Origin of the sequence: Mixta mediterraneensis, from assembly GCF_030283135.1 — a bacterium.
GTDB classification, from domain to species: domain Bacteria; phylum Pseudomonadota; class Gammaproteobacteria; order Enterobacterales; family Enterobacteriaceae; genus Pantoea; species Pantoea mediterraneensis.
On the sequence record NZ_JASUAZ010000023.1, the window covers coordinates 50,922 to 57,631 of the forward strand.

6 protein-coding genes and 1 tRNA gene are annotated in these 6,710 nt (G+C 49.3%); 5 read left to right on the forward strand and 2 right to left on the reverse strand.

The features are described 5' to 3' along the window. Positions 1 to 47 precede the first annotated feature (47 nt). The 4 genes from QRY16_RS14120 (at position 48) to ymcF (ending at position 2,959) form a co-directional block, all read left to right on the forward strand. Entirely contained in the window at positions 48 to 1,796 is a 1,749-nt protein-coding gene (locus QRY16_RS14120) for a putative phage tail protein (protein ID WP_289777028.1), read from the forward strand. 240 nt (positions 1,797 to 2,036) lie between these two features. Continuing rightward, positions 2,037 to 2,112, forward strand: a tRNA-Thr gene (locus QRY16_RS14125). A 456-nt stretch (positions 2,113 to 2,568) separates the two neighbouring features. Then, the gene (cspE, locus tag QRY16_RS14130) at positions 2,569 to 2,781 is read left to right on the forward strand and encodes a transcription antiterminator/RNA stability regulator CspE (RefSeq protein WP_193403663.1); all 213 of its coding nucleotides are present in this window, start codon (positions 2,569 to 2,571) and stop codon (positions 2,779 to 2,781) included. 10 nt (positions 2,782 to 2,791) lie between these two features. Next, entirely contained in the window at positions 2,792 to 2,959 is a 168-nt protein-coding gene (gene ymcF / locus QRY16_RS14135; protein ID WP_419776134.1) for a cold shock small protein YmcF, read from the forward strand. Positions 2,960 to 3,148: 189 nt separating this feature from the next. Here ymcF and QRY16_RS14140 read toward each other — a convergent pair whose 3' ends face one another. After that, complete coding sequence (locus QRY16_RS14140; protein WP_193403662.1) at positions 3,149 to 4,729, reverse strand: methyl-accepting chemotaxis protein; 1,581 nt, start codon at positions 4,727 to 4,729, stop codon at positions 3,149 to 3,151. 302 nt (positions 4,730 to 5,031) lie between these two features. Next, entirely contained in the window at positions 5,032 to 5,994 is a 963-nt protein-coding gene (locus tag QRY16_RS14145) for a chemotaxis protein (RefSeq protein WP_289777030.1), read from the reverse strand. Between the two features lie 166 nt (positions 5,995 to 6,160). On the opposite strand from QRY16_RS14145, the gene QRY16_RS14150 reads away from it, so the two are divergent. Beyond that, positions 6,161 to 6,556, forward strand: coding sequence for a YgiW/YdeI family stress tolerance OB fold protein (locus tag QRY16_RS14150; RefSeq protein WP_193403660.1), 396 nt, complete (start codon positions 6,161 to 6,163; stop codon positions 6,554 to 6,556). Positions 6,557 to 6,710 lie beyond the last annotated feature (154 nt).

Consider the following 6,710-nt stretch of genomic DNA (forward strand, 5'->3'; position numbering starts at 1 on the left):
TCCGCTGATAAACAGCGATATATCAAAGCCATCCTGAGGAGGATACCATGATCGAAGTGAACTCATTTGCAGAACTACGTACCACGGCTCCCACCAAATCCGGCGATATTGCGAGTCTTAAACGTTACTACGATAAAGATTCCAGTTTCCGGGGCGGCGGCGATTTTGTCGGTTTTACCGGCACCACTACCCTGAAGGATGACGGCGGTATTGTTGCCGTGGGTAGCGGATTCTACTGGAAGCGGATTATCAACGATCCTACGGAAGTGAATATCCTGCACTTTGGTGCCAAAGGCGATGGTACGACCAATGATACCGACGCTTTTAACCGTATGTTGACCTGGACGACAAGCTACAACACTAACGTGAAAGATCTGCCGATCCGTTTTCCTGGCGGTAAATTTCTGATTTCACCTGTCGATCTCAGCGCCTCAGAGATCCCCTTCTTCGGCCTGTTAGGGGATGACCTGGAGCTGGGTTCACTGCCGCGTACCACCATCATATCGGATAAAAGTGCCAGCCCGGTGTTCAAAGTAAAGGCGCGACGTACCGCGATCAAAGGCATTCTCTGGAATGGTCAGGCCAGCGCCGACGTAACCACCAATACCGGCACCATTACCGCCGAGATGTGCAGCAACGTACAGCCCTTCTTCGAAAACACCTGTATAGAAGGGGAAACCGTGAATATCAGCTGTTTCCGTGCACAAAGTACCGGCGGCACGGTCATCAAAATTCTCGATACGCTCGACAGCAAATTCGATCAGATCTATACGCTGAACACCTATTCGCGTGTTTTCGATGTCGGCTGGTCAAACTCGCCGAACGGCGTCTGGGATCACTCAACCGCCATTGAGTTGTGTAACGCTAACTTCCAGACCGGTTATGGCGATGCCACGCTGTATATGCCGCGTGTCACCCAGGGTGTGCTGCGCAATGTATGGATTGAGCATACGCGTAACCCAGGTGATTTATCAGATGGCGGCTGGACAGTGGATACCTTAAACATTGAGGATTGTGGCTCTGCGTTCAACCTCAATAATGCGCGTGTTTTGATGCGCCATATTAATCTGCAATCCGGTGCAAAAATCAGTAATGATTTGGTCGCGGGTAAATGGTTATCGACCTTTGAATATGGCTATCGCCGTGATGAAAACTATGGCAGTTATCTGACCGGTTCGCTGCGAGCAGGGTACTTTAGTGGTTATAAAGTGACTAATAATACCGCTACTGATAACTGGTATCGTCTGGGACAGCTCTTCTTCCCAAACGCGAACCAGCAGTGGGTGATCGAATTAATTGGTAAAGCTGACGCGACAACCCCTTCAGATACTGCCGGTTCGCCGGTGAATCTGACCGGGACGGGTAAAACGTGGATCAATTTGCAACGGCTGGAAACGGTATGGGCAGACGCCTGCCACATGGGGCAGCCAGCGGTACAGGATATTCGCTATAGCCGCGTCGGCACCACCTATGCGGTAGTGTGGGTGAAGCTGAAGGCCAACAGTGGCGACACCATGTTTAACCTGAAGAATACCGGACCGACGCGCTTCGATACCGGCTCGTGTTCGCTATTCCAGTCCGATATGTCAGTTGTCACTGACACCACCAAGATGGGAACGCTGAAACCGGCGGCACGTTTTGGCTTACATAATGGGTTGGCGGGAATAGGCGCCAATGAGAAAGGTGTGCTTACGCTCGCGACGACCGCAGGGACACCGACAAATAAAACCACGCCAACGGGTTTCGTGTTGGTCAATATCAACGGAGTAGATCGCAAGGTCGCTTACTACGATTGATGACTGGCACGTTGTGGGCGAGGCAATAGCCTCGCCTTTTTTGTTTGTGGAGTGGGTGTCTATCGTCAGGCATGGATAAAGTCGGTAATAACACCTGAAAAGGCGCTTTATATTTTATATTGATGAAGGTTTAAACAATGCGTCCGGTAAGTGCTGATAAAACCGGCATACGATCCCGGCAAGCCTTGACTCGTTTTCTGATTTTTTCTAACGTACAGCCCCGCAGTATCCCACCTCAAAGCCGGTATAGCTCAGTTGGTAGAGCAGCGCACTCGTAACGCGAAGGTCGGAGGTTCGACTCCTCTTACCGGCACCACTCAAAACCGCATTTTCCCTTTAAATAAAATAGCTATTGGCAGACTGTCACCGCTTAGTACGCAAAGGTGCTGATGACACGATTTTTTATCTAACGGAAGGGAGTGTTAGCGATTTATCAGGAAAATCGTTTAATTATAATTTTCTGATTTTATTCCGTTTTTATTCTGAAAAAATGAAATCATCGGGTTATCAACGGCGTTAATCCTTTTAGCTTTCCGCGTTTCTTCTTACTTAATGCATTTAATCTGAGAAAGAGCTTGCATCACTTCGCGGAATATGAGCTAATGCATCGTCGGTTTGATTAACAGACACTATCAAAGTAAGCATCCAAAGCAGTTCTCATCTCTAAGTTTGTCGTGAGACATCCCTTCTTTTTGAGTCTTCTCTTACGTTCTGATTAAAATCTGTTCTCAGGCCATTTATGCCGGAAGGCTCAAATATTAAGGAATTAAACATGTCTAACAAAATCCGCGGCACCGTAAAATGGTTTAACGCAGAGAAAGGTTTCGGTTTCATCTCTCCACAGGATGGCAGCAAAGACGTATTCGTCCATTTCTCTGCAATCCAGGGTACTGATTTCCGTTCACTGGATGAAGGTCAGCAAGTTGAGTTTACAGTAGAAAACGGCGCGAAAGGCCCGTCTGCTGCGAACGTTGTTGGTCTCTAAGGATTACAAAATTACTCGTTTTAAATGTCCACACTGTAATGGCTCACAGTACCGCACATCACATTATGATGTGACGAGAGCCAACCCGCTTGGAGCGAAATGCATTTTCTGCAAATCTGTCGTTGTACAAATCAACACGACAAGGACTGCACATCAGAGCCCGTCACGCGCGTTCTGATAAAGGCTAAGTGAGCTTTATAGCGTTGTTGCATTAACGATAATTTAAAAGGCTGCCAGTGGGCGGCCTTTTTAGTTTTCAGCGCGTTGATGTTCTACCCTGCGGCATTCATTGCTCAGATAGCAAGCGTCCAGACAGACGCTAAAAAAGCGTTAAATCTCCCGGCAGGTTTGCCCACCGGGAAAGTATTTAAGCGTAGCTGGATGGATTCACTGACATCTGGCCGACGTTGAACACGCTCATCGCCTGCGCCATACGTTCAGCCTGATCCTGCAAAGCCTGTGACGCGGCGGAAGCTTCCTGCACCAGCGCTGCGTTTTGCTGCGTCACCGCTTCCATCTGGGTAATCGCCAGATTAATCTCGCTGATGCCGCTACTCTGCTCGCTGCTGGCGATAGTGATTTCACTCATAATATTCGCCACGCTCTTCACGCTGTTAACCACTTCGCTAATCGTCGATCCGGCATGGGTCACCAGTTTGTTGCCTTCATCAACTTTCGCTACTGAGTCTTCAATCAGTACTTTGATCTCTTTAGCGGCGGAAGCGGAACGCTGTGCCAGATTACGTACTTCGGTCGCAACCACGGCAAAACCGCGTCCTTGCTCGCCAGCGCGAGCGGCTTCCACGGCAGCGTTAAGCGACAGAATATTGGTCTGGAAAGCAATGGAGTCGATCACGCTGATAATATCGACAATCTTTTTCGATGACAGCGCGATCGCCTCCATTTTTTCGATCACCTGTTCCATCACTTCACCGCCTTCACGCGCCACGCTTGAGGTAGAGGCAACCAGCTGGTTAGCTTCACGTGCATTACTGGCGTTATGTTTCACCGTGGCCGTCATTTGATCCATCGCTGAGGCAGTTTCTTCCAGCGAGCTGGCCTGCTGCTCGGTACGTGATGAAAGATCGAGATTACCACTGGATATTTGGTTAGAGGCTACGGCGATAGTGTCAGAGCCTGTGCGCACCTCGGTGACGATAGACAGCAGGTTATCATTCATGCGCTGCAATGCCTGCATCAGTATGCCTGTTTCATCACGCGTCGTTACCTGAATTTTCGAGCGGAGGTCGCCAGCTGCTACGCTTTCTGCCACCTTAACGGCTGCATTTAGTGGCCGCACGATTGAGCGTGTGAGGAAATAACCGAGCAGGATGGAAGCGACAATGGCGAGCGCGGAGAAGATAAGCGTAATGGTAATGGCGGAGGTGCCATCGTCGACGATTCCTTGTCCTTCAGCACGCAGTTGTGAATCTTGTGAATTGGCGAATCTTACGGCGTCGTCAAGAAACTGATTCTGTGTCGGCGTCATGGTTTTTAGCGCGTAGGTGCTGGCTGCGTCAAAATCATTGGCCTGCACCAGGGCAATTAATTCACTTTTCACCTTTTCAAAGGCTTCGCCGGATGCAAGCAGGCCCGCAATCTTCTTCTTGCCGATTGCTGTCACCTGAATATCAGCAATTTTTTTCATTGCCGTGTTGGTGCGTTGCGTGGCTTCTTCCAGCTGACCATAGCGCTTAGCGTTAGCGCCCGGACGATTGGTGTCAATCACTATGCCGCGCAGGTATTTGATCTGATCATTAACACCATCGCGTACGTCAAATGCCAGACGCACTTTCACATAACGATCATCAACGATCGAAGAGATGCCGCTTTTAATACTGTTAATTTTGGTTATGGATGTCACACCAATCACAATTAGCAGTGCGACCACAATACCGAAGGCGGCAGCGAGCCGGAAACCCACCTTCATATTTTTAATTCTGAACAAATCTCTCTCCCCGTTTTTATAAAAATAGCGTTATTTCGATAGCTAATATTCACCGCGAATCTGCTTACCGTTGTCATTGCATAAGAGGCTGCGTGTACACGTGAAATGGTGATCCAGCGCACGCAGTTATCGGAAGTTTCCACGCTAACTTTAACTTTTTAATGAAATTCAAAGGGAAGCAGAGAGTGAAGTCGTGACAAAGCAGATCGTCATGATAGTGATGACCTGCATGCGGGGATAACAGCGAGTTAAATCAGAGGTTCAGCAACAGCTCAGCATTCAGCCCAGCATAGGGCTGCCGGTTAACGTGCCGCTTCCAGCACGTTAAAAATCAACTCAGAGAGTTCATTCAGCTCAAATTTGGCCACGTAACCATCTGCGCCGACTTTACGCACGTGATCCTCATTGGCGCTGCCGGACAGGGAAGAGTGAATCACCACCGGAACAGATTTGAGAATGTCGTCGCGCTTGATATTGCGCGTCAGGGTAAAACCGTCCATTTCTGGCATTTCGAGATCGGTGAGCACCAGCGCAATTTTGTTATGGATCGATTCGCCCGCTGTCTGTGCCTCCTGGCTCATCTGTTTAATCTTTTCCCATGCCTCTAAACCGGTATTGAACATCAAGGCAGGAATGCCCATGCTTTTCAGACCTTGTTCCAGCAGCTGACGCGCCACCCTGGAGTCCTCAGCCACAATCGCCACGGCGCCCGGCTGATAGTTAAACGCACGCGGCCTGGTCGCTTCTGGCTCGACACCGCGCACTGAGGGAATGATGTCATACAGGATCTGTTCAACATCCAGTACCATTGCCAGATTATTGCTTTGCCTGTCATTATCCAGGCAGGCAATGCTGGTGATATTGCGCCCGCCAATACCGGCCTCGGCGGTATGCACCTGGCTCCAGTCGAGGCGCACAATGTTTTCCACCGATTCCACCGCAAACGCCTGCGTATTTCGTGCATATTCCGTTACCAGTAACAGATTCAGGCCGGTTTCCGGCACGCAACCCGCGACCGCAGGTAGATCAATAACGGGAATAAACTGATCGCGAATATTCGCCATGCCAAGTAGCGGCGATTTCATGCCGGCCGCTTTGGTTATGGCTGGCATCGGCACAATCTCACGCAGCTTAAACACATTAATGCCGAACAGTTCTGACCGGCCTTTCTGTTTATCGGAACCTAAGCGAAACAGCAGTAGCTCAAATTTATTTGATAACGCAAGGTTCGCTCTCTCATCTATCTCTTTCTGAAAATTATCCATTATTGCCTCTGCAGCGGCGCAGGTGATGAATAGGGTGTGACAAGGTTATCGGCCATAAAGCGAAAAAGGTGAGAGTAAAGAAGGCGAAATAAACCGCGTCCCGATTATTGTGCCAGGCTTAATCCTGCTAAGGCGAAATGGATACTTCTGAATAAAGGAGCGCGTAATGAAGAAAATCATTTTAACCACGCTGTTAGTGATGTTGAGTACCGGCGTTTACGCTGAGAAGAAGGGGGGCTTTGAAGGCGGTGAAGCGCCGCAACCGCAATCAAAGCAGGATGCGGGCTATAAAGGTTCGGAAGATACCGGACAAACGCATATTAATCAGATACGCGATTTCCGGCCGGGCGGTTACGTCACGCTTGAAGGCTATATTGTGAAAAAAGAGCAGGGCGATAATTATCTGTTCCGTGACAGTACCGGCAATATCACCATTATCGCACCGGAAAAAGCCTTTAAAGGAAAAACCTATCAGGCAGACGATCAGGTTCGCGTCAGCGGAAAGGTACAGGGCAAAGGCGAGAAAACGCAGCTGCACGTTACGCAAATTACTGAACCCTAAGCTGTACTAGCTCAGACCTGATCTGACAGTTACCGGTTATTTATACAGGTGTCTGTCAGATTAAATCTGGTTCAGATTCTTTTCTGCCCAGACCCGTTTTCCATCAAGTAACGTGGCCATTGGCGTACGCCCGCAGCACATTTTCCCCTGGCGT

Coding starts and splice junctions, on each gene's coding strand:
- cspE (WP_193403663.1), top strand. CDS start 2,569: ATGTCTAACAAAATCCGCGGCACCGTAAAATGGTTTAACGCAGAGAAA.
- QRY16_RS14150 (WP_193403660.1), top strand. CDS start 6,161: ATGAAGAAAATCATTTTAACCACGCTGTTAGTGATGTTGAGTACCGGC.
- QRY16_RS14120 (WP_289777028.1), top strand. CDS start 48: ATGATCGAAGTGAACTCATTTGCAGAACTACGTACCACGGCTCCCACC.
- QRY16_RS14145 (WP_289777030.1), bottom strand. CDS start 5,994: ATGGATAATTTTCAGAAAGAGATAGATGAGAGAGCGAACCTTGCGTTA.